14 protein-coding genes are annotated in these 22,837 nt (G+C 58.3%); 10 read left to right on the top strand and 4 right to left on the bottom strand.

What is annotated here, in order from left to right; translation table 11 throughout:
- Nucleotides 1-900: 900 nt before the first annotated feature.
- A complete protein-coding gene (locus CA85_RS04700; RefSeq protein WP_246112506.1) occupies nucleotides 901-1,938 on the bottom strand; it encodes a DUF1573 domain-containing protein in 1,038 nt (345 codons plus the stop codon).
- A 440-nt stretch (nucleotides 1,939-2,378) separates the two neighbouring features.
- Nucleotides 2,379-3,335, bottom strand: a complete 957-nt coding sequence (locus tag CA85_RS04695; RefSeq protein ID WP_246112505.1) for a hypothetical protein — start codon at nucleotides 3,333-3,335, stop codon at nucleotides 2,379-2,381.
- A gap of 949 nt (nucleotides 3,336-4,284) precedes the next feature.
- Between CA85_RS04695 and CA85_RS04690 the strand changes: the two genes are divergently transcribed.
- Nucleotides 4,285-6,795 carry a carboxypeptidase-like regulatory domain-containing protein gene (locus CA85_RS04690; RefSeq protein WP_146390144.1) on the top strand — a complete coding sequence of 837 codons (2,511 nt, stop codon included), beginning with the start codon at nucleotides 4,285-4,287 and terminating at the stop codon, nucleotides 6,793-6,795.
- Between the two features lie 810 nt (nucleotides 6,796-7,605).
- On the top strand, nucleotides 7,606-8,790 hold the full coding sequence (locus CA85_RS04685) for an endonuclease/exonuclease/phosphatase family protein (RefSeq protein ID WP_146390143.1): 1,185 nt from the start codon (nucleotides 7,606-7,608) through the stop codon (nucleotides 8,788-8,790).
- A 464-nt stretch (nucleotides 8,791-9,254) separates the two neighbouring features.
- On the opposite strand, the gene CA85_RS04680 is transcribed toward CA85_RS04685, so the two are convergent.
- Nucleotides 9,255-12,191 (bottom strand): hypothetical protein, encoded by a 2,937-nt coding sequence (locus tag CA85_RS04680; RefSeq protein ID WP_246112504.1) that lies wholly within the window; start codon nucleotides 12,189-12,191, stop codon nucleotides 9,255-9,257.
- Between the two features lie 432 nt (nucleotides 12,192-12,623).
- Between CA85_RS04680 and CA85_RS04675 the strand changes: the two genes are divergently transcribed.
- The 8 genes from CA85_RS04675 to CA85_RS04640 all read left to right on the top strand — a co-directional run bounded on the left by CA85_RS04675 (nucleotide 12,624) and on the right by CA85_RS04640 (nucleotide 21,339).
- Nucleotides 12,624-12,914: a transcriptional regulator gene (locus CA85_RS04675; protein ID WP_146390142.1), complete on the top strand. Its 291-nt coding sequence runs from the start codon at nucleotides 12,624-12,626 to the stop codon at nucleotides 12,912-12,914.
- 39 nt (nucleotides 12,915-12,953) lie between these two features.
- Nucleotides 12,954-14,399, top strand: a complete 1,446-nt coding sequence (locus tag CA85_RS04670) for a M48 family metalloprotease (protein ID WP_186774745.1) — start codon at nucleotides 12,954-12,956, stop codon at nucleotides 14,397-14,399.
- Nucleotides 14,400-14,453: 54 nt separating this feature from the next.
- A complete protein-coding gene (gene tpx, locus CA85_RS04665; protein WP_146390141.1) occupies nucleotides 14,454-14,972 on the top strand; it encodes a thiol peroxidase in 519 nt (172 codons plus the stop codon).
- Nucleotides 14,972-15,937, top strand: coding sequence for a phosphatidate cytidylyltransferase (locus CA85_RS04660; protein ID WP_146390140.1), 966 nt, complete (start codon nucleotides 14,972-14,974; stop codon nucleotides 15,935-15,937). Before tpx ends, CA85_RS04660 begins: the two co-directional genes overlap by 1 nt.
- A 160-nt stretch (nucleotides 15,938-16,097) precedes the next feature.
- A complete protein-coding gene (locus CA85_RS04655; RefSeq protein WP_146390139.1) occupies nucleotides 16,098-17,105 on the top strand; it encodes a PhoH family protein in 1,008 nt (335 codons plus the stop codon).
- A gap of 19 nt (nucleotides 17,106-17,124) precedes the next feature.
- Nucleotides 17,125-19,554 (top strand): HD family phosphohydrolase, encoded by a 2,430-nt coding sequence (locus tag CA85_RS04650; RefSeq protein WP_146390138.1) that lies wholly within the window; start codon nucleotides 17,125-17,127, stop codon nucleotides 19,552-19,554.
- A gap of 31 nt (nucleotides 19,555-19,585) precedes the next feature.
- Complete coding sequence (gene ybeY, locus CA85_RS04645) at nucleotides 19,586-20,062, top strand: rRNA maturation RNase YbeY (protein ID WP_146390137.1); 477 nt, start codon at nucleotides 19,586-19,588, stop codon at nucleotides 20,060-20,062.
- Entirely contained in the window at nucleotides 20,059-21,339 is a 1,281-nt protein-coding gene (locus CA85_RS04640) for a hemolysin family protein (RefSeq protein ID WP_146390136.1), read from the top strand. Before ybeY ends, CA85_RS04640 begins: the two co-directional genes overlap by 4 nt.
- Nucleotides 21,340-21,693: 354 nt before the next feature.
- Here CA85_RS04640 and CA85_RS04635 read toward each other — a convergent pair whose 3' ends face one another.
- Nucleotides 21,694-22,701 carry a leucine-rich repeat domain-containing protein gene (locus CA85_RS04635; protein ID WP_146390135.1) on the bottom strand — a complete coding sequence of 336 codons (1,008 nt, stop codon included), beginning with the start codon at nucleotides 22,699-22,701 and terminating at the stop codon, nucleotides 21,694-21,696.
- Between the last annotated feature and the right edge of the window lie 136 nt (nucleotides 22,702-22,837).

Here is a 22,837-nt window from a genome sequence, read left to right as displayed (position 1 = left end):
GCAGCTTCTCGCTGGCAAGAAGCGTCGAGGCCCTCAATCGATCGGCGACTTGCTGATCGGCTTACTAATTCGTCTTGGAGTGAACCAGGAAAACACTGTAGAATCGAAACCGTCCGAAGCTCTGAAGTCTTAGGCTGAATTGTCGTGCTGCCAAGCACACTAACAACGTCGTCGCATGCCGAGGGTATCGGTGGAGCGTAGCTCTGCTGAGCAAGCCCGTGCTTGAGTGAGATGCTCTGTTAGCGGTTCAAACGCCGGATGAGACAGTGTGGGGCTCTCAGAGCTTCGGATATCTACCAGGGTGGCGAGACTGAACCACCAAAGCTAACCGAGCCGTGCTGGCTGGCCGACAAACAGTGGACTTTGAGTGTCGAAAAAGCTACCCTATTGGTGGTGCCGCTGAGCGTACGCGCGCACTGCAAATTTTCGTTCTGGATATGACAGTACTCAAAAAACCTTCCGCTGTGCTCTGCGCACGCTTCCGTCGGATGAACCAGGTTTTCGCCCCAATACCGAGGATTTAGCGGTCCAGGATTGCACTGGGCTGTTAAAAGGCTGGTATTGGCGCCCTGTTTCTGTATTGCATTTTTATTCCTGCAGCGCAAAACGATCGAGTCTCCCCTCGCCCCCCGCGAAGCGTGGTGGAAAGGGGGCGGGGGTGAGGGGTCGGTTTTCGATAGTGATCAGCTGTGACCAATCCTCAACATCACAATCGAATCATGTCCGAACAAACGGCATTCGCTCGTCAGCAGCGACACCAGACGAACGAGTTTTCAAGTGATGTAATCCTTTACCCACAAAATTTCCCACGCCGACCACATTGGGGCTTACGCAAGCTGGATGAAGCAGATCTGCGATCCAATGGACGGCCCCGGGGAGTACGAATGAGCGTGGCAGTGTTTACTTCGTCGCCGCCACTTGGTCCTGCATGACCACCGCAGTGACGATTGCCTTCGCGCTCATCGCTTCGTCGCCCGTGGTCGTGATGATCAGTGGAGCCCGCTGCGTTCCCTGAGCGGATGTTGGCTTGAGAGTCACCTTGATCAGGTGAACCTTTTTGTTGCCGCTATTCGCTGAGAACTGAACGTCCCAACCCTCGCACTGAATTGACTCGACGCCGAAAGGCTCACGGCCTTTGATCACGAGTCGTTGTGTCAATTCTTGACCGGGTTTCACGTTGCCCAGTGCGATCGATTGCGGCGAGATCGTCAGGGCGGTGACCACGTTGCCTGAAACATGCAGAGGTACTCGCGGCATACTGCGATCGTTCGTGTGCACAATGACTTCGTTCTGAAAGAAGCCTGCTGGCGCGTCCTCGCGGACCTGGACCGTAAGCTCGTAGGTAGCTTTGCCACCACCACGCTGAGTCTGTTCGAAGGTTGAAATCAACCAAGGCTCGTTGGCGCGAACGTCGACAACTCGCCAATCCTGGCGACCAGCGTAAAAAATCTGAGTGCTTCCGGATTTCGGTTCGCCTTGATTCACGCTACCCAAATCAACGCTACCGGGATGAAAAACCATGTCACTGCGGATGTAACCAGCAACCTTGAGCTGGACCTCACTGTAAACAGGCTTGTCGATCACGACGGTGAGAGTCGCTCCCTTCTTGCCACGGAAAGTCGGCGTGTTCAATCGCGCCACCAAGGCTCCCTTCCCACCAGCCGGGATGTAGTGCGAGTCGAGGATCGGAGTCGTGCATCCGCAGCTGGCACGTACCTCGCGAATATGCATCTCGCTGCCCGTCGTGTTGACGATCGGAAACGTAAACTCGGTTTTCGATGCGACTGCAACGGTCCCGAAATCATGCGATTTGACCGGAAACGCCTCGTCCGTCCACTCCGCTGTCGCGATGCTAGGGCCGAGGACAACGAGGCTGGTGATAGCAATGCCGCCGAACATTCCCACGCTCTGCAATAGGTTCGAAAATCGCGATATCACAGGCCTCTCCGTGAGACTGGGTAAACTAGGCAAAGAAATGGTGTAGTGTGCGTCGTCAATGGTGGCAACGTCCGAGCAATCCTACCGGTCATAATCAGAGAGGCAAGTCAAACTGAGCGAAATCACGCAAAACTCGCAGGTTATTCCTTTTCGCTAATCGTTCAAGTCGCACAGGCCTCGCAAGCGGCATCCCGTGTCGCATTCTGACGCCGCGGGGGATGCGAATCGGCGACTTAGGAAGCAGTGACTCTCTGCGCCCAATTTGGGAACGGAGTTTTCGCCCCAGTGGACTCTTTTGCTGACCATGATGCGTTGAAGTTTGCCACTGGCCGTGTTTGAGCTAGCGTGGCTAGATAGCCTTCAACATCTCTCGACGAAATTTTTGAGAGTATCCGTTGGTCAGCGGTGTGCTAGCGATGCTCGGGAACAGTTTGACTTCATCACGGCTGCGTTAACTCAGCACGTTCCTGCGAGTAGGCCTTCCCGAGCACATCCAAGCTTTCCGCGATACTCTGTTCATCCCCCAAAACCATCCAGTAGCGATACGAATAGGTTGATTCTGGGCCGAGTTTAACAAGATCGATCGAGGCGACGTGCATGCAAGGGCCAGCCTCGGGATCGTCGCTGAGACCTTCACCATGAGAGCCGAAGTTCCATCGCTGCGTTGAAGCTGGACAGAACAGAGCGACGCCCTGACCGCTGGCATCAAACAATGCCATTGCCTTTTGCGGCGGTTCCGCCTGTTGCCAAGGCGGTCCTGGAGTGTGTGATTCCTCTCGCCACTTTCCATTGCCGAGATAACTTCTCACGTGCACGAAGTTGCGAGTGAAGTAGCAGGCCGGGACCTCTTGATGCCGCATGACTGCCGGCCCCCAGCGATCGTTCTTGTCACGCAGGGAAACAAACTCACATCGCACGACGATCGTATTGGGAAGCGACGGTTCAAAAGTTGTCCATTGCCGCATCACCGATTTCGCTTCCTCGTTGGGCATGTCCCATAGTTGAGGAGTGGTCTCTGAGAACAGTGTGTCGGCGTCACGCTCAAACTTCGAAGCGTGAGCCCACGAGCCAACACCGCCACCTTGAATGGGATTCCAGGGCCAGGGACTCCAAGCATCACTCTGCCCGTCGGACCTGCGATCGAGGCTGGATCCGGCATAATACGACTGCTGGATCAAGCGTCCGGGATCGGCCAGATTGACCATGTTCTTCGGGTACGACGCTGTGGATAGCCAGGTGATGGCCGCGCCTTTGTCACGATCGATTCCGACGCGTACGACGCCGTTGTCAATAACCAGCACATCCTCGGCTACCGTGACAGGCAAAGCCGTCAGCCAAACCAGCAAGATCGCGACAGATCGCAGGTTGACGAGACGCGGTAATTCTCGAATTAGCAAGGGCGTTCTTTTCAAAATTGAGTAGCAATCATCCAGGATGCGTTTTTTTGAAGACATAGGCTCCTGCATCCAGTGATGCAAAAAGGAGCCTTCGGGAAGCGCAAACTCACCGAGGGATGGCCGCACCACTGCCACCCAGCTGACGCAGGAAGTGACGGGCGACGGGATCATCCCTCCCCATACCAGCGTGCTCGTAGAGCTTGAGTCCCTTGTTTCGGGCACCTGGATTCTACGTGATTTCAGCGGACTCAGCCAACTCGTTGCCTTTTGGAATCACGGTGTAGAGGGCCGCCCCATCGAGCAACGCTGTGAAGCAATTTTTTTGGCTCATCCGACGGAAGGGTGCGCCCGAGGTTTTCAAGGCATGGCTCCCGTATCCAAGGATTGATTTGTGGGATGTGATTATCAATGTTAGACTGGCACTGCCGGAAGGAACGGAGCCGAGCTCTGCAAAGGTGCTGGCTTGGCAAGGGATATCTCGGTCGCCAGCGTTTCCCTGCAAAAGCGGTACGCCAATGGTGTTGCCGGTCCCGGGCGAACATTCGTTCCTCAGGGACGCATTTTTGTAAGGTTATTGGATACGAGAGCCATGCCTAGAAAAACCTTCCCCTGTGCTCCGCGCACGCTTCCGTCGGATGAGCCGCTTTCTCTAGCGAGAAGGAGCTTTTGACGTGTGCGGGGGGGACGCCTGCATACATCTGAAAATCACTGAAAGATGCTTCACAGCGTTACCCGTTGGCGGCTCGAGAACGCCGCAAGAAAAGCTGCAACAGTAAAATTGACGTACCTCGCCAATCAGGAGCGGACGCTTCGTGTGAAGCGCACATCGGCTGAGACCGAACAGCGGAGCGGTCGGGCGACAACCCATTCGGGGCGTGCTATCCTGGCGGGATGCCATTGGAAGCTGCATTCAATGGCGGGCTTGGACTTACCTTGAAGGATTTCTGGCATGACATCACGCATCTCCCCCATATTCGGTTTCCTGATCGCTGGGCTGCTGGCAATCTCGTTGGTCACGCTGAAGTCGTCCGAGGGAGGTGAAACGAGCCCAGACGCCACAACCTCCAAACAATCCTTTGAGTTGCGAGTTGTCGACTTCGAAGGCCGCCCGGTCCCCAATGCCGCAGTCGAAGTGAGATGTCGCCCCAAGCTAGAACGCGACCAAGTCGTTATCGGTGAGTTTAAAAAAGTCAATGCTTATGGGACTAATTTGACCGCGGACTCCCATGGCGTTCTCCGCATCGAAGCGGAGCCGTTGGCTCAGAATCTTTCGTTTTCAATCAAGGCGAAAGGCTTCGCACCCTACTGGGCCGAGTTCGACCAGGATCAAGACTCTCTACCTGCATCGTTCACTGCGTCCATCGAACCGGCCTGGACGGTCGGAGGTGTCGTCCTCGATGCGGGCGGGCGACCAGTGGTGGGTGCCGAGGTTCGTCCGTCTATTCGTTTTCGCAAGCGACCGGGCGATTTGAACTCCCTGGGTGTGGGCACCTCCATCAAGACAGACGAAGACGGACGCTGGCAATATGGGCATGTGCCGGTATCCAAAGCAGACGTGTACGTGACGGTCAATCATGACGACTACCAAGCGCAGCGGGGAAATTTGTCTCGCGGCGAATTTGAATCAACCTCGGATCAACCCTCCATGGGCAAGCTCACCCTAACCCAAGGATACACGCTGGCGGGAATCGTTCGTGATCCCGAGGGCAACCCAATCGAAAATGCCACCGTCCGCACCAAGTTTTTAAACGAAATCCGTGAAGCCAAGACAGATGAATATGGCCGGTATCAACTCACGGGCTGTGAAGAGAATCTGACCCGCGTCGTTGTGTTCGCCAAAGGCCGGGCCCTGGAGATGAAAGAGGTTCGAATCCGCCCCGAGATGGATCCTGTTGACTTCGTATTGCCGCCCGGCGGGCATGTCAAATTGCGAGTTGTCGATGCCGACGGCAAGGGGCTGGCTAAAGCCAGGATCTTCCTGCAGCGTTGGCGAGGTCACGTTGACTACTTCGAGTTCGACCACGTCCACTGCTATACGGACGAGAATGGAATTTGGGAATGGAACGAAGCACCGCTCGATGCATTCCAAGCCGATATCTGCCGGCGCGGTGGAATGCAGTTGGTGAAACAAGTGATCGTCGCCGGCGATGAAGAGCATGTCTTCCGGCCACCTCCTCTGTTGGTCATCACGGGCCGCGTTCTCGATGCTGAATCCGGCGAACCGGTTACGCGCTACCGGGTCACGCCGGGGCGCCGCAATGACGACCCGAGAATCGGATTCGACTGGTACGAACGCGAAGCCTACACAGCAAAAACCTCGAACTACCGCGTCGAGTTCAATCGGTCGGGAGACCAACATCTCGTTCGTATCGAAGCGGAAGGATATCGCGTGGCCCAGTCTCGCGAGTTTGCATCCAATGAAGGCGAGGTGACCTACGATTTGAAGTTGCAGAAAGCGACCAGCATCACCGGACAGATTGTTGACGCACACGGTGAGCCAGCGAGTCATGCCCGAATCGCCGTCGCTGACGAGCACGCTCAAATCGTCATCAGGGATGGTGAGATCAGGGATTCCTCCACGTACACGAAACGACTCGACGCCGATGCTGTGGGAAACTTCAGCTTGCCGGCGCGGGATCAACCATTTCATCTCGTGATCATTCACGACCAGGGCCACGCATTCGTCTTTTCCGAATCGATCAAGACGGATGGAACGATTCGTTTGAATCCCTGGGCATCGATCGAAGGGCAGTTTCGCGTGGGTGCAAAACCGGCAGCAAACGTGAGGTTGAGCATTTCGGGTGGGACGTTTCGCCCAGTACAGGGAGACGCAGGACGGGTCTATGCGGACGCGACCGCTACCACGGATGAGCACGGGAGATATCGACACGCCAAAGTATTTGATGGACGGGGATCTGTCGGACGCGAGATCATCATGATGGTCGACGACGGAGCGACCGAAGTGACGTCGTCGCAACAGGTGCCGTTTACCGCGGCGCCAGGTGAAGACTTGACAGTGGATATCGGTGGCGTGGGGCGCCCCGTGACGGGCCAGCTGCTGGCTCCTGTCGGCAATCGCGACACGATCGCGTGGAGTCTCGCGATGATTGACGTCAAGCAGCAACTCGTCTCTCCCATCCCGCCCGTCGATCGTCAAGCACTGATGCAACAACCAGGGAAATGGGAAGCGTGGTTGCGGACGCCCCCAGGGTTAAACTACCTCGCCAGTCACCAACGCTATCAAAATCAACGAAATGTGTTGATTCGGTATCGTGCCACAGTCGCCAGAAACGGCTCGTTTCGGATCGACGACATGCCTGCGGGCGATTATGAATTGACCGCTCGTTTGGGACAGGGACAAAACGGTTCGATTCGTGGCTACAAATTTTCCATTCCACCGATGGAGAATTCACGAGCGGACGAAGCTTTGGATCTAGGTGGGATTCAGTTGGAAGACTGAAGTCCGGGTCGAGAGGTATGCAGTTTGCGTTTGATCTATCGAAGCCTCGTGCGAAACGCACATCGGCTGAGACCGACCGGCAGAGCGGTCGGACGACTATCTAACCGAATCGAGCGGTTTTGCTGGCGTACTATGCGCGTTTAGCCAATGCCGCCGCTCGTCTCTATCGAAGCCTCGTGCGAAACGCATATCGGCTGAGACCGACCGGCAGAGCGGTCGGGCGACTATCTAACCGAAGCGGGCGGTTTTGCTGGCGTACTATGCGCGTTTAGCCAATGCCGCCGCTCGTCTCTATCGAAGCCTCGTGCGAAACGCACATCGGCTGAGACCGACCGGCAGAGCGGTCGGACGACTATCTAACCGAATCGGGCGGTTTTGCGGGCGTACTATGCGCGTTTAGCCAATGCCGCCACTCGTCTCTATCGAAGCCTCGTGCGAAACGCACATCGGCTGAGACCGACCGGCAGAGCGGTCGGGCGACTATCTATCCGAATCGGGCGGATTTGCGGACGTACTATGCGCGCTTGCCAAGGAACATGCGAAGGCAGTGGTGTGTGGCTGAGCGGGTGAAGTAAGTCGCGCATTGACGCTCACTTAAATACTCGCCGACGGCCTCGGTTTGGGAGCATTTCTGGATTGCCCTTGCCACTAGCTGATCGAATTGGCTAGTCGTGCGATACGCGTGGACCGCTGTTTCCATTCATGGTGAGCGATAGACGCGACTCAGGATGAGTCGTTCTGTCGCCGCACAGCCTGTTTCATCGATTGGACGATGAGCACCGGCGGCCACATTCGGGCAAGGAAGCCAACGTGATTAAGTGGTTGTGGTCGATACTGACAGGCAAAAAGCAGAAGTCTCGAAAAAAATCGGGCGTGCCTCTGCTACGCTGGTTCACACCTGGATTAACGATTTCCGGTGTGGTCGTGGCAATCAGCAGCGCCTTGACGGGCCAAGTCGATCTGTCGGTGTTGGACCAAATCCGTGGTAGCGTCGCGCCTGTCTATGACGACCCCATCGCTGCATCGGTCGACGCCTCCAACCCACCCCTCCAGCCAACGGGCTTCACCTCTCCCCGACGTGCTCCTGAACGTTTGACGGCTCGACAATCGGCGCCCCCAGCGATGACGGCAGCGACCGCTGCGCCTCAGGCCTCGCCGACGCAGGGATCCACGGGCAAATCCCAGAGTTCGCTGCGGGTCGCCAGTTTCAATATCCAGGTGTTCGGCCAGAGCAAATCGAGCAAACCGGAGGTCATGCAGCAGCTCGCGACCCTCTTCCTGCTATTCGACGTGGTGGCGGTCCAAGAGATACGCGGTGACCCGATGGTACCGATCGAGCGGCTGCTCGAAGAGATCACGCGTCAGGGAGGTCGGTATCGCGCCATCCACGGTCCTCCCGTCGGGCGCACCTCGCAGAAGGAATGCTACAGCTATTTCTGGGACCAGAATCGCGTCGACATTGTCCCTGACTCGGACTTCCTCGTCGACGACCGGGACGACCGAATGCACCGCCAACCCATGGTGGCGAGTTTCCAGACACGGGTCGCGCCTGTCGATTCGCGTCTACCGTTCCGGTTCACCATGATCAACGTCCATACCGACCCTGACGAAGTCCGCGGTGACACGCCGGAGAACGAATTGAACGTTCTCGATGATGTTTTCCAAAGTGTGCGCAACTATGAGTACCAGACCAATAATGAAGACGACTTCATTCTGCTCGGTGACCTCAACGTCGACGTCGAGGGACTGCGAGAACTTGGTAGCATGCCCGGAATGGTCTCGCTGATCGGAGATGTCCCGACCAATACGCGTCAGAGCAAGTGTTACGATCACATCCTGATCGACTCGCGGGTGACAACGGAGTTTCTGCATCGCAGCGGGGTGCTCAGTATGGAACACTTCTTTGGGATCGATCAGGCCGCTGCAATCAAAATCAGTGACCACAATCCGATCTGGGCCGAGTTCAGCGTCTACGAAGCTCCCCGGAATTGGTAAGCCTCGTCTTGCCTGGGCAACCCGTCAACAATCAGTGGCCCCAAAAATGCATCGTAGTGGACGAGGCGACGAGTCCCGGAAAAATGGACCCGTCGCCTCCTGTCTGATTACCCACAAGTCTTCGTACGCCGAAGGCGTTTTAGAAAATAGCCGGTGGTTTGAGCGCAAGCGAACACCACCGGAAAAGACGCGAGACGCAAGGGCCAACCCCGAATGGGGTTGAAGGTTATGCTCGACGAATTCTGCAACCCACTTCGGGGTCGACGCTCCATCTTCAACGAAGGACCGCAGGTGGCGCTGCGCTGTCCTACGGCTATTCTCTTCAATCCCTAACGGGATTCTTGTGGGTAATGACCAGCTCGTCGCCTCGTCCACTACGGTTGCTGAGAGGACTCGTCGCCTCGTCCATCACGGTTGCTGAGAGGACTCGTCGCCTCGTCCACTACGGTTGCGCTGCTGGCTCGCTACGGTTCGCTGATGGGCCGCAGGTTGGCTGCCGGATTGGCGACGCTCTCCCAAGTGCGGACTTGGGTGTTGTCGATGATCGCCTCGCCCCCGCCGATGACTTCCATCATCACATGGACCACGGCGTCCGAGCCGACTTGGCGGAACAGTGTCACGGGGGTCCATTGAGGTTGATCGCGGACGAGCACGCCCATCTCTTGGCCACCCACCGAATCGTAGACCAGTAGTCCTTGGTGAGGGTTGGTGAACCCCAGCGTTCGCACCATCACATCGATCCGCACGACGCCGGAGTCTTGAATCCGCACCGCGGGGCTGCGAATCATCGAACAGGTGCCTTCGTAGCCGCCGGGCAGAGGGTCACTGCCTCGCGGTGTAACTCGCATCCTCAGAGCGCCCTTGCCCGAGAAGGCGCCACGCTCGATCTGTGTCGCTTCGACCTCCGCCCAGCCAGCATGCCGGCGCCCAAGCGTCCAGCCCTCACGAGTCAGGACATCGTCGCCAGAGACCGCGCCGCTGCGTTCGAAGTCACCGCCCGCCAGATAGTTTCTACTCCAGCGCGAACGTGTTCCTCTTTGATTGACCACCGACGGGGCGACCGTTGCGAGATCGTTGACGGGGGTTTTGAGCAGGGGAGACCAAGCGATTTGGGTTTCGTAATCGCCTGCAATCAACGGTGGGCTGCTGATATGCCGGCCCGCCCGAGCCTCCGAGGGACCATCGCCACTGGTCACCGCGGGGGCACCTGCGTGAATACCATCGACCAAGGCGTTGTAGAGCATCCAGTTACTCTTGGCCCCCCAGGCATCGGCGCGCCTGGACATTCGCAGAGACGATTCCGGCTGCCCGCTACGGACCAAGCGTTCGGCGCTCTCGAGGGACGTCGCTGCAACTTGCAAGAGGTCCGTGGGTGCCGATCGGTCAGTGACTCGCGACGCGACTGCGCTGCTCCAGTTTCGTTCGCTTTGGCGAATCGCTTCGGCAGCCAACTGCCACCGATCGAGTGCCGCTTGTCGGGCGAATCGTTTCGCCGAACTGGCGATTCGCCCTGCTTCGGCGACCTCGTCGCTGATCGCGATCACCTCCACGACATCCGGTGAGACGATACTCAGCCGCGTTCCGTTGGTATCGGTGACGGGTGTTAAACGCTCGGCAGAGAAATCCGTTAGTCGCCAAATGAGTTTCCCCTCATCGGCCGGTGGCAAATGAATCTCGATCGTTTTGCCGTCGCCTGCCATGGCGGCGTCGCCGCGTCCCAGCGCAGTCGTCATCACTAGCAGCGTGGTGGGGCCAGAAACCAAACGGTGCGCCACGTAGATCGGTTGCCCGGTTCTCGCGTCGTGGATCAGTTCGCCGGTGCGTGATGCTTCGGCGCCGCTAATCCAAGGCTCCAGGGCTGCCACGAAGCGATTGACAAAGGAGAACGACATGGCACGACTTTGCTGCCGCGGTGTGCCCGAGGAGAGAGACTCCGACGACCGGATCAGAATCGCATCAGGTCGGTCACCGATCGCATCGGCGATCTGCCGCCACATCCCGTGCCACTGAAAGGCATCCCGCTCGGGCGTCCCGATCCGGGCCGCGATGGCATCATCCTGAAGAGAGGCGGCGTGATTGGCCATGCCAAACACCCCCACCGCCATCGACCGGTTCGAACAACGCGTGAGCTGTTCCTGACGAAGCGATTTGGTTGCTACACTGGAAAGATTGCGAATTCGCGGCGGGGCATCGAGTACGACGCTATCGAGCATGGCCGCGTACTGGCGAAACGATTCCACCGGACTGCCGACGAGCGGACGCTGCCAGCGGGCGGGCAGATCGCGCAGCCATGCGGCCGTTTCGGCATGCTCATCGACGTGCTCCGAATCCAGCGCTCGAGAACCACCCACGATCCAACCGGCGACCGGTTCGAGTAGTGGCGCCAGGCTCGGGTCGGGCGACGAGGGGGCGGGAGCGTAGATCTGCATTCTCGCCGCGATCGCTTCCGTGAGAATCGAAGAGTCCGGGGGCTCGGACAACCACACCGCATCGAAGCCGAGTGAGCGGACCCAAGCGAGCGGTTCGCTATTGTGCTGGAGAATTCGTGTCACACGTCCGCTGGGAAACGCGGGCATCGAGCCGACAGAGTCTTTGGACGTGGGGGTGAGCGTTTGCCGGCGCGCACCATGTCCACCGGACTCGAGGATCGAGGAACCGGCGTCGGGCTGGTTCTCCGCGGCCACCCGCGAGGCCAAGGCCAACTCATCGACGAGCGGCACCATCGCGTCGATCTGCAGCGCATCGAGCCGCAGGGTGTGGTTGCCCGCGCCGCCGTAGGCGTTGATGACAACAGCATCGACGTAGGGAGAGGAGACATCCGCTCGAATGCCATACTTTTGCCGCAGGGTGACGCGTTTGAGTTTGAGGTCGCCGTCGATATCGCTGACGCCGAGTCGTTGGAACTCACCGATACGTTCGTATGACGAGCCATAGATCAACAGCGCCTCGGGACGTTTCGTTTGCGGATCGAGCAGATACGGAAAGCGCACCCGAAATCCGATGCGAACGCCTTTGGCGAGCCCCTTGACGGAGATCGAGGCGGCGAGTGCATCGATTGGGCGAACGGGTTCGATTGGGTAAACCAACACGGCTTTGGTGCCAAGGCCGGTCAAGATTGTGATCGTTTCGCACCGCCCCCCGTCGGCACCCGCGTCGCTGGCGTGCCCGTGCTCACTGACCCTCGCGTCGCAATCGTTTTCATCGAGCGACCAGCGTGGCGGGTAGGCATCGAGCGGGTCGATTAACTGTCCCGGTGCACTGGTTGAAAAAATAAAAACCGAGACCGCAGCGACGAGCGTCCGCAGCGACGCTGCCGAGCAGCGTCGTTGACTCGACTGAACAGTTTTCCTACCCGGCACAGCCATCTCGGCAAAGTCCGCCAAATGCTTAGACAGAGTCATTGAAAGTTGACCGCAACCCGAATGGGCGGAACAATCCATTCACAGCAGGTTCAACCGCGCGATCGATCACACCCAAAAGAGTCCACGATCCCGTTCCCCTCCAAGGCGAACGGGGATCCAACCTCGAAGTATCGTATTTTCGCGCCGACGATCAATTTTCAATTAAAATAAGACCTAGGACGCTCTGAGTACCAGATTTCGCTGGCATTTGTCCAGAGTAATCCGGCGCCCGGAGAGGCCGAGGGTTGGAGAGGCCACCGCACGGCCGCGGTTGTCTCGCTCACGGCAGCCCGACCACCCAACCCAGAATAGGAAAATCGGAAGCGTGTCACATTGATGTGGCGTTAGGAATGCAAAGGAAAGCTCTCATCCGAACCCAATACGACGACCGCCGCTGATTCGGCGTTCCCTTTCCAAAGAAAAGAACTCACCATGACCAAGACTGCCGCCAGCTCCGCTCAACTCAGTGAAGAAACACCACTGGAATTACGAGAAATGGCCGCTGCGATTGAAGCGTTGCCCCCGCATTACCGGGATGCTGTCTCACCGGCCTTGGCTCGCGTGGTCGAGTGCAGCACCCGCCGCCGGCGGATCTTGAACCTTGTCCAGGAAGCCTTGTCACAACTACGATTGGACATGAAGTATCTGATTTTCGATCTCGAGGCAACGCGGCGAGAACGTGACAGCTACAAGGAAACGCTCGAACGCGACGGCCGTTTGTAAGGCTCCTTCACCGACAAAATCGAAACAGCAAGAGAGTCTGTGACGCTTTACACCTTTCTGTTGGTTTTCGTTTCGCTCTTGAGCGGCGCTGCGCCATCGGCAGCGCAGTCATCTTCGCGAGTGGTGCTCGCCAGTCTGCTGTTGGTGGGGGGATGGGTCGTTTTAGCCCACCTCAGCGCGATTTGGAAAGGCAGCCGGGTCCTTCGCAGGCCGGACTCCTTCGCTGAGGAAACCGACGGCATGCGTGTGCTGATGGAAACGTTCCGTTGGCTTGCGATTCCGCTCACTCTGCTCTGCCATTTTGGCTTTTCGCTGGCAGCGTGGCTGCGAGTGCAACCCGTGCTGGAGTACAGCACGACATTGCAAGCCGTGGGGTTGCTCGCCCCGGGCCTGCTGCTGCTGGTTTCGACCTGGTCCGCGGAGCATTGTTTCGCGGCGATCGTGGGAACTCAGCCCCGCACCCTCGGCGGTTATCGCGGCTCGATGGTGCGAGCGATGCGGGGCGGCCCCGCGTGGATGATCGTCCCGACCTTGGTCTTCCTCACCTTCGGGGATGTTGCTGAGTTGATCAAAGTGCGATATCTGGAGACCTCCACATGGTCAGCCAATCATTCCGATGGACTGATGTGGGTGTTGATTGCGATGGGAGGCTCGGCCCTCATCGCGGCGCTGCCGTGGTTGGTGCGTTGGATTGCCAAGACGCGGCCCATTGGCGGGGCGGAACTCGTTGAGATCGAGACCTGGTTGCGGCGTTGCGGGGTTTCGACGCACCCGATATTGGGAATGCAGGTCGCCCGCTGGGACACCGGCCAGAGAATGCTTAATGCCATGGTGGCAGGGTTCATTCGTCCCGGCCGATTGCTGCTGTTGTCGGACCGATTGCTCGATGAATTGCCGCGGGGAGGGCGGTTAATGGTCATCATGCACGAGATCGCCCACGTACGGCGTTTTCACTTGCCGATTCGGATGGCCGCGATTCTCCCGGCGTGGTGGGTCTCGAGTGAGTCGAGTGCTTTGCTGGTCGAGTCCGGGCTGCTCGGTGACGCATGGAGTACGGGCGTCGGCGGCGTGCTGGGGCTGATCACGACGATCGTAGTGCTGGGCATCGTCAGCCATCTCTCCGAACTCGATGCCGACCTGGTCGCCTGCCGGTTGGCGGTGCAGGCCTGCGGCGGCAATTCTGTAGGCAGCGGTGCAGCAGGCAGTAGTGCAGGAGGAAGTGTTGAGGCAGACGATGCGAGTGGGTCTCGAGACGCCGCAGCGGAGTCTGAATCCAGGGCCGAGCCACGCGAAGCGGCTGAGATGACAGTGGAAATGGCTGCGGAATTGCTGGCCGACGCCTTGATTCGGGTCACTGCGGACCATCCCTCCTCGCGAAAATTCAGTTGGTTGCACCCCAGCCTGGCGACTCGAGTGGAGCGTTTGCGGAGAATCTCCCGCCCGCTTCCCGATTTCGCTTCGGACAGCCATACTCTAGCTGTCTGAGCGAGCGATTCGCTCATCCATGATTTTGTTACCACCCAACGAGAGTGTATTCTGATGAGTCAGAGCGGAGTGATCACATTCAAAGGCAACCCGATGACGCTGGCAGGCAGTGACCTGTTGGTCGGCCAAGCCGCACCGGATTTCCAACTGCACTATGCCCATGAAGGGTTGAAGGCGCTCTCGCTGGCAGACCTCAAGGGCAAACCCTCGATTCTGTCCATCGTGCCCAGCCTGGACACGCCGACTTGTGCGACGCAAACGAAGACGTTCAACGAGAAACTCGGCGAACTCGGCGACAAAATCAACGCTGTCACGGTGAGCCGCGATCTGCCGTTCGCGCAAGCACGTTTTTGTGGCGCCGAAGACGTTTCGATGCGCACGGCGAGCGATTATCAAACGCACGAGTTCGGCGAAGCCTATGGCGTTGAGATCGAAGAGCTGAAACTGCTCAGCCGCGTTGTCATCGTGCTCGATGCCGACGGCAAAGTTGTCTACAAGCAAGTCGTTCCCGAAGTCACTGAAGAACCGGACTACGGCAAAGCGTTGCAGGCACTGACCGACCTCGTCGGCTAATGCTAAGCGACCGTCTCCGCACCAGCGCGCTCTTGATTGGCATCATCGCCGCGCTATTGTACGTCGATGCCCGATTTTCAGTCGCTGGTGCAGCAGGCTTGTACCTTTTGCCATTGCTGCTGTTTTTCGCCCTCGGCACCGCGTGGGATATGTGCGGCCTGTTGCTGCGCGCGGGCTTCCCGATGCACCGCGGGGTCACCCTGTTGGGCACGGCCATCATCAGTGCGGCTCCCGCAGTCGTCTTGATCTGGAACACACTCTCGGCAGCTATGCCGGAGACCGTGTCGCCCTACCCTGCCGATTGCCCCATTGGGCTGATGGGTTGGACCACGGTGGCGGGTGTGTTCGCGACGATGCTCTTCTTTTTCGACGAGATCAAGGATTACAGCATCGCCTCGGACCCTGCTGGTGTCCTCCGGCGTCTGACGGGTAGCCTGTTCATTGCCGCCTACGTGGGCCTGCCGATGAGTTTGCTGCTCGCATTGCGAACACTCGGTGACAGTGGCCCTCCGGATTCCGCCGCAGCGAGCAGCCTCCACAACTGGGGCCTGGCGGCTCTATTGACGATGATCGCGACGACGAAGTGCACTGATGCGGGTGCCTATTTCACCGGGAAAGCGATCGGGCGACACAAGTTGATTCCGCGGCTCAGCCCTGGCAAGACGATCGAAGGCGCCGTCGGTGGTTTGATCATGGCGACCGTGGTCGCCGCTGCTTGTCTGGCGTTCCTGTTTCCCGCGATCTGTTCTGTCGACGTGCCACCATTGTCCTTTGCCCTGCTGCTCGGCCCGTTGCTGGGAATATCCGGCATGGTTGGTGATTTGGCACAATCGCTGGTCAAACGAGCCTGCGGTGCGAAGGATTCAGGACATCTGCTGCCAGGGATGGGCGGCGTGTGGGATGTGACGGACAGTCTGATTTTTGCGTCTTTACCGGGTTTCCTGTGTTTCGCGGCAGTGGCATGACGGTGCCGCCCGCGATGGGTTAAAATGCGGTATTCCCCGCGAGACGATTCGACGAAGCGGTTCCGTGGCAGTTAGAATCCTCGCTGCCCATTGATATGCTCTGCGAGGCCATTGCGATCACTCCTTTCCATCTTCCTCTCATTGTTCTGTGAAGCCCGTCATGCACGAAGCTACCCTTTCGACGGCGGGCCCCGATGAAGTGTTGATGCTGTTCGGCCCCCGCGATCAACACGTCCGCAAATTGCGGCGTCTTTTTGGCGTCGACATCACGCATCGCGATGGGCGCGTACGCGTTGCTGGTGAGGAAACGAAAGTGACCGCTGCAGTTCGTTCTCTTGAGCGTCTCCGCGTGATCGCTCGCAAAAAGAACGGACTGTCGCTCGGTGACATCGAAACGGCGGCCACCGAAGAAGGCGCGACGCTAGAAAAGGGGCAACCCGCCCGGCCGAGCAGCGACGCGATCAATATCCAACACGCCGGCCGCAAGATCATCCCGCGGACACCGGGGCAAGCCAAATACGTTGATGCGATCCGTTCGCATGACCTCACATTTGCCACTGGCCCGGCGGGCTGCGGAAAAACCTATCTCGCCGTCGCGACCGCTGTCGAAGCATACAAGGCTGGCCATGTACGTAAGATTGTCTTGGTTCGGCCGGCCGTGGAAGCTGGGGAGAGCCTGGGATTTCTCCCTGGGGATCTACGAGCCAAACTCAATCCCTACCTCCGTCCCTTGATGGACGCATTGGGCGAGATGGTCGACTACGACCAAGCTCGTGGGTTGATGGAACAGGATCTCATCGAAATCATTCCGCTGGCCTACATGCGTGGCCGGACCCTCAACGACGCCTTCATCATTCTCGACGAAGCGCAGAACACGACCGTCGCTCAGATGAAGATGTTCCTCACCCGCATGGGCGAGCGCAGCAAGATGGTCGTCAGTGGCGACACGACTCAGCTGGACCTGCCGCGAGGTGTGCGGAGTGGACTGCGAGACGCCTTGTACCGGCTCGATAAGATTGAAGGCATCGGCGTGATCCGCTTGGGTGCCAACGATATCGTTCGTCACCGCTTAGTCCAGGCGATCGTTGAGGCGTACGAAGCGTCTCAGCGACGTGAGGAGCTCGGCGAGGTGTTGAACTTCGAGGATGCCGCTGACCACCAGCCATGAGCGGAGTGGAAAGACTATCATGAGCACTGCCAAGACCCAGCGCGCGGGCAAAGAACGCATTGAATCACTCGGCATCCCCAAGCCGAAGTGGGCGACGTGGTGGACCAAGAGCAATAAGAGCAATCTTGCGATCCGCTATGGCCTCGCAATCGTCGCGGCGGCCGCGTTGATACTGCTGTGCCGTACCTGGCAGCCTGCTTTTGCCTACCGGCTCGGTGCGATTCCCGCCCGGGATATGCTCACCCGCATTACCTTTCAAGTCCCCGACCGCGTGGCGACGGACGACCAGCGTGAACGGAAGCGACGCGAGGTATTGACGCTCTACCGCAACAATCCCGACGGCATCGACCAACTCCGCGAGGGGCTCCGCAACCAATTGTTCTCGATCCTGGGTGCCTCCTCGTACGAGCAACTCGGCGACAAAGAGCAAGCGGCATTGAATGAATTGCGTGAAGGAGCCGACCCGCCACCACCGGGGACCACTTCGCCCGATCAAGCCCCGGCAGGGCAAGACGATTCGAATACGCAGACGCCCGCCGAACGATTCGCGTTGCTCAAGAGAGTCTTTAGCAAAGACCCGGAACTGAAGGAGCTCGACGCAGCGCTCGATATTTCCACCAAGGACCTGTACGCGAACGGCGTTTTGCAAGCGCCTCAGCATTCGCCCGAGCAAGGCTCGCAGCGAATGATCCGCGTCTTTGAAGAAGGCGGCAAACCGGATAACGCCGTGCCGGTGGAGCTGAGCAAAGTCCGGATTGCAGAATCCGCCAGAGAACTCAACACGAAACTCAAAGACGAGTTCCGTCGGCGATTCCCGAGCGAAGAAGGTAAGGCCGATGAAGGCCAGATCGCGGCGACAATGATCGGCAACTGGTTCCGCAACGAGCTGCCCGACTACGAGACGCTCGCCTACGACGACGAGCTCAGCCAGGAGGCCCGCGAGAAGGCAGCGGACGCTGTCGAAACCGTTCAGATGACGTTTTACTCGGGTCAATCCAAATTGGCCGACGCCAACAAACCACTCTCGACTCGCGAGCTGGCCCATTTGCGAAGTGAGTGGTCAACGCTCGTCGAGAACATGCCGCTCTATGACCAGATCGCCCGGGTGCTCGCGTACATCGGGATGATCGTTGCTCTGTACCTCCTGTGTGGATCGTACATTTGGTTTGTCGACGACCGCACGATCCTGACGGATTCGAGAAAGCTCACTAAATTGCTGGCCCTGGCGGTCGTCACGATTGTGCTGAGTTACTACGCATCGCGTGACGATTGGCGTGCCGAGCTCGTGCCGCTGGTGCTCGCATCGATCACGGCTGCGGTTGTTTATGGGCGTGACTTTGCGTTGCTGTTGATGACCGCAGCGAGCCTTAGTTTGACGCTGCTGCTCGGCGCGGATCTATCGAACTTTGTGGTGATGATGGCCGCTTGCACCTCGTGTACGTTACTGACCGGCCGCATTCACAGCCGCACTCACTTGATCACCGTAGCCATTTTGTCTGCGGTGATCACGATGTTGACGACGATCGGCGTGGGCATTGTCGCTGGACAGACACTGGCATCGGGCAGCCCTGGCGAGGGTCAAGAAGCGTTGTTCCTCGGCGGCCCGCTCCGCTTGGTCCTGACCGGACTGGTCAGTGAAGCGGGCTGGGCAGGACTGTGCATTGTCGTCTCGGCGCTGGCCATGACAGGGCTGCTCCCATTGGTAGAAAAAGCCTTCGGCGTACAAACCGATCTGTCACTGCTCGAGCTCAGCGACGCCAGCCACCCGCTGCTGAGGCGATTAGCCCAACGAGCCCCGGGGACCTACAACCACTCGATCAATGTGGCTTCGATCGCCGAGTCGGCTGCCGATGCGATCGGTGCCAACGGCTTGCTCGTCCGCGTGGGAGCCTATTTCCACGACATTGGCAAGATGTTCAAACCGGAATACTTTATCGAGAACCAGAGCGCAGGCATCAACCAACACGACTCGTTGCAACCGGCGATGAGCACACTCGTCATCATCGCCCATGTGAAGGATGGAGCCGACCTCGCTCGCAACCACCACCTCCCCGAACCGATCATTGACTTCATTCTGCAACACCACGGAACGACGCTGGTCGAGTACTTCTATCGCGAGGCGGCCAGGCGGAGTGAAGAGGACCCGAATCGCGAGTCGGTCAGCGATAAGGATTTCCGCTACCCAGGGCCGAAGCCTCAAACGCTCGAAGCCGCCGTGTTGATGCTCGCCGACACGGTCGAAAGTGCTTCCCGCACGCTGGTTGATCCAACCCCGGCCCGCATCTCCAACCTCGTCGAGGCGATCGCGCAAAAGAAAGTCGCCGATGGGCAGTTTGATGAATGTGGATTGACGTTCTCGCAACTCCATCGCGTACGCCAGAGCTTGGTAAAATCGCTGACGGCAATCTACCACGCCCGCGTCAAGTATCCTGGGCAACAATCCGCATGATGACCACGACTCGGTATTTATCTAGTTTGGCATGAGTGAAATCGAGATTCGAATCGATGCGTCGGTGCGCCAACGCGTGCAGCATCACTCCACCACAGAGTATCCGCTCGACCGGCAAGCAATCGAGGCAGCCGTGATCGCGGCCGCGTCGGTGGGGGACTGCAACGATTGCCACCTCGGCGTGCGAATCACGACGGACGCGGTGATTCACCAGATCAACCGTGAGTTTCTGCAACATGACTACCCGACCGACGTGATCAGTTTCCCCTACGCCTTGTCGCCGCCGAAGGTGGAAGGTGAACTCGTCGTCAGCCTGGACACTGCAGTCTCACAAGCGACCGATGCGGGCTGGTCGGTCGCTCAAGAGTTACTGCTATACGTCATCCATGGAACGCTGCACCTGGTCGGTTTTGACGATCGTGGTGACGCTGACCGCTCGGCAATGCGAGAGGCGGAAACTCAGGCCATGACTCTTCTCACTCCTCGCTCCGATTCTTTGTCTGCATGACTCAACTCCCCCTCTGGGTCGCAGCGGCCTGGGCGATTTTTGGTTTTCTACTGGGCAGCATTGGTGGCCTCGGTGTCGAATTGATCGATGGGTTCGCGGGCCGATCCTTCGAGGTCTATTGCCGCGTCAAGAAGAACCGTGACCGCTTCGGATCGGTACTCGATCACCAGGATGCGGCCATCGGCGGCAGCGACTACCTGCGCATGATCGGGACCGTGATGTTTCTGATGTTCGGGACCATCACCGTGGTCGACTATTACGGCGAAGATGTACAGACACTGGTCATCTGGGGCATCATCGCAGGACTATTGATGATGTTGACGCATCTCTGGCTACCGGCAGCGGTCACGCGCTTCACGTCGGCGCCGCTGCTGTATTACACCTGGCCGTTCTGGTTCACGCTGTCGATCGCCATGCGGCCCTTGCAGGCCCCCGGCGAGGTACTCGAAATCATGACCCGGCGACTGGCGGGAAAAGTAGAGACGGACGACGAAGACGAAGAGCAACTCGAGGACGAGATCCGCACGATCGTCGCTGCGGGCACCCGGGAAGGCTACTTTGGGCCGGGAGTGCGGGAGATGATCCAAGGTGTGATGGAACTGCACGAGGACACCGTCGGCCATATCATGACGCCGCGGGGAGATGTCGAAGCCATCGAGGCAGCCTGTTCCTGGCAGGACGCGTTCACCAAGATCATCGACAGTGCCCGGACGCGTTACCCGGTCTACGAAGACACGATCGATAACGTTGTCGGAATTCTGTTTGTGAAAGATCTGCTCCCATTCTTAGTCTCGGACTCCTTGCCTGAACAACCAATCCGTGAACTGTGTCGTCGACCGTGGTCCGTTCCCAAGGATCGCAGCGTGGAATCCCTTCTACGCGAATTTCTGCACAATCGATCGCACATGGCAATCGTCGTCGATGAATTTGGGCAGACTGCGGGAGTCGTGACCATTGAAGACGCACTCGAGGAAATCGTCGGTGAGATCGTCGACGAATCCGATGAAGAAGAAGAATTCGAGATCCGCGTGATTGATGATGACACGATTGAAGTCGACGGCCGCGTGATGATCGATGATCTCAACGAACTGGTGCACTGGGACATCCCCGAGAGCGAGGACTATGAGACCATCGCTGGCTGGGTGCTCTACAACACCGGAGCGATTCCCGACCCCGGCAGTCAACTCACCCTGGGCAACTTGGAAATCGAAATCATGCGAGCGAGCAATCGCAAGATTGAATCCATGCAGCTACGCCGCGGCGCTGCAGTCAATTAGCTCTCCTCGACCAGAGCCCGACATCTCCAACAGACCAACACCCATTAGCCGAAGACCTTGAGACCTCGGGTACCACGCGATCGGCCAATAGCAGAACACGAGTAGCGAACGTGTCCCCAATCATCGAGGTCCTGCAGTTTTCTATTGGATCCATTGCAAGGGTCTGCAACGGCGTCACCCTCCTGATACGAAGCTCGGCCCGTGTTCCGTGTGGCAGGGAAGGAACGAGACACAGCTTCCGCACTGTTCCGGCGCGTGGACTGCACAACCTCCATCTCGGGACGGAACGCTGCTCCAGTTTGCTCTCTCTCATCTGCATCTGGGCAAGAAACCAGCGTCGAGATGGCTCGCCGGCTACTCCGTGAAGATTGTGCACGCAGGAAGCATGCCTTGCAGTTTGGTCGCGGCTTCGCTTGTGACCCGTGTGCTTTTAAGCGAAACCACTTTCAGGTTGGTCATTTTCTGGAAATGCAAAAGCCCGTCGTCGGTTACGGCAGTACCGTCCAAGATCAGTTTCTCGAGTACAGGAAACTGCTGCATGTACTGCAAATCCGAGTCCGTGATTGGCGTGTCCTCAAGCGAAAGCTCACGTAGGCTCAGAAACTCACTGGCGTACCGTGGCAAACAGTAAGCCGCGCCTCCCTTACTGCCAAACACGGTATCGTCCAGGATCAGCGTTTCCAGGTTGGGGAGGTCTTTCAGGTAGATGAGCCCGCCGCCGAGAAACGGTATCCCGGCGAGATCGAGTCGATTGAGTGCCGGGAGTCGGATCAGATGTCTTAGCCCAGTTTCGGTGACAGACGTGGAGCCAAGATCCAGGCTCTCCAATCGATGAAGCCATGCCAACGAAGGCAGTCCCCGGTCACCAATCGATGTGTTGGCAAGATCGAGGGTCCGCAGTTGCGTGCACGGGGCAATTCGTTGCAAGCCGGCGTCGGTCACCAAGGTCTTGTTAAGTTCGAGGGACTCGAGATTCGGCAAGGCCTCCAGGCAGGCAAGCCCCCTGTCGCTAACCATACTCGCGTACAGATTGAGGCGGACCAGGCTGCTCGGATCAGGAAGCGAACGGATCACCGCCATGAGTTCCGCGTCACCGGCAGGACGGTTCGCGTCGGAATTCCCGGTACTCGGTCCGAGATGGAGTGTCCGGATGTTGCGAAAATAATCGTCATCGTCGAAGAAACGCTGTATCCACTTCGGCTCAGAAGTCCCCGATGCGGAGTAGATTCCCCCGACCTCTGCAACCGTACGCAGAGCAGTTTGCCGCGCACGAAGCCTGTTCGCGAAAACCGCTAGCAGAATCGCGATCAGCGCCGTGAGCAAGAGCGTGCCCCGGATCGTGAATCGAATCTTGCGTTTCATGGGCACGTCGGGTCCGAACGGATAACAACACCGGACTCTAGTGGTCTGTCACGACTTATTCTTAGGGTAGTGGACGAGGCGACGAGTCCTGAACTGGCGTCAAATCCAAGGACTCGTCGCCTCCTGTTGATTACCC

The organism is Allorhodopirellula solitaria, from assembly GCF_007859855.1.
Classification (GTDB): Bacteria; Planctomycetota; Planctomycetia; order Pirellulales; family Pirellulaceae; genus Rhodopirellula; species Rhodopirellula solitaria.
The sequence above is the reverse complement of the archived record's forward strand: the minus strand, read 5'-3'. Positions and strand labels throughout refer to the sequence as shown.

Excerpts from the sequence above, each read along its gene's own strand:
- CA85_RS04690 (WP_146390144.1), top strand. The coding sequence starts at position 4,285 with ATGACATCACGCATCTCCCCCATATTCGGTTTCCTGATCGCTGGGCTG.
- CA85_RS04640 (WP_146390136.1), top strand. The coding sequence starts at position 20,059 with ATGACTCAACTCCCCCTCTGGGTCGCAGCGGCCTGGGCGATTTTTGGT.
- CA85_RS04655 (WP_146390139.1), top strand. The coding sequence starts at position 16,098 with ATGCACGAAGCTACCCTTTCGACGGCGGGCCCCGATGAAGTGTTGATG.
- CA85_RS04635 (WP_146390135.1), bottom strand. The coding sequence starts at position 22,701 with ATGAAACGCAAGATTCGATTCACGATCCGGGGCACGCTCTTGCTCACG.
- CA85_RS04680 (WP_246112504.1), bottom strand. The coding sequence starts at position 12,191 with ATGACTCTGTCTAAGCATTTGGCGGACTTTGCCGAGATGGCTGTGCCG.
- ybeY (WP_146390137.1), top strand. The coding sequence starts at position 19,586 with ATGAGTGAAATCGAGATTCGAATCGATGCGTCGGTGCGCCAACGCGTG.
- tpx (WP_146390141.1), top strand. The coding sequence starts at position 14,454 with ATGAGTCAGAGCGGAGTGATCACATTCAAAGGCAACCCGATGACGCTG.
- CA85_RS04675 (WP_146390142.1), top strand. The coding sequence starts at position 12,624 with ATGACCAAGACTGCCGCCAGCTCCGCTCAACTCAGTGAAGAAACACCA.
- CA85_RS04660 (WP_146390140.1), top strand. The coding sequence starts at position 14,972 with ATGCTAAGCGACCGTCTCCGCACCAGCGCGCTCTTGATTGGCATCATC.
- CA85_RS04650 (WP_146390138.1), top strand. The coding sequence starts at position 17,125 with ATGAGCACTGCCAAGACCCAGCGCGCGGGCAAAGAACGCATTGAATCA.